This window comes from Rhodococcus sp. IEGM 1307, assembly GCF_030056915.1.
Lineage (GTDB): Bacteria > Actinomycetota > Actinomycetes > Mycobacteriales > Mycobacteriaceae > Rhodococcus_F > Rhodococcus_F opacus_D.
Genome location: NZ_JASHKW010000083.1, coordinates 1 through 430 on the forward strand (window position 1 = coordinate 1; position 430 = coordinate 430).

Here is a 430-nt window from a genome sequence, read left to right on the forward strand (position 1 = left end):
TGCGCCTCCTCGAACGCAAAATGGTCACCCTCCCGCCCAAGAAGCATGGGAACATTCCGCTATGACCGCGGAATTGGTAGTCGACGAGGTGCTCGACGAGCTGGGCGCCGGCATCACTGAAGAGCCGCCGGCGGCGCCGGCCGTGACGTTCACGGGCAACCCGAGCGACACGGACATCGCCGCGGTGCTCGCAGTGTTCGCTGCGATCGCCTCGTCCGGTTCCGCGGCGGAAGCGCCCGCGTCCGATAACGATTCGTGGGGCACGCCCGCCCTCATTCTGCGTCGGCAAGTAGCCGCCGCTGCCGTCCTGGTCAACGCAGGCTACTGAAACTGTAGAAAAGGGAAGACATTTCGATGAGTAGTGCACGTATTTCCAAGGTGCTCGTCGCGAACCGCGGTGAGATTGCAGTGCGGGTGATCCGGGCCGCAG

General features: G+C 64.2%; 2 protein-coding genes. Both read left to right on the forward strand.

Going from position 1 to position 430, the window contains the following annotated elements; translation table 11 throughout:
- Positions 1-61: 61 nt before the first annotated feature.
- A complete protein-coding gene (locus QM841_RS42915) occupies positions 62-328 on the forward strand; it encodes an acyl-CoA carboxylase epsilon subunit (protein WP_265148198.1) in 267 nt (88 codons plus the stop codon).
- A 26-nt stretch (positions 329-354) separates the two neighbouring features.
- A partial coding sequence (locus QM841_RS43740; protein WP_369426244.1) for a biotin carboxylase N-terminal domain-containing protein occupies positions 355-430 on the forward strand: 76 nt, incomplete at its 3' end.

Coding starts and splice junctions, on each gene's coding strand:
- QM841_RS42915 (WP_265148198.1), top strand. CDS start 62: ATGACCGCGGAATTGGTAGTCGACGAGGTGCTCGACGAGCTGGGCGCC.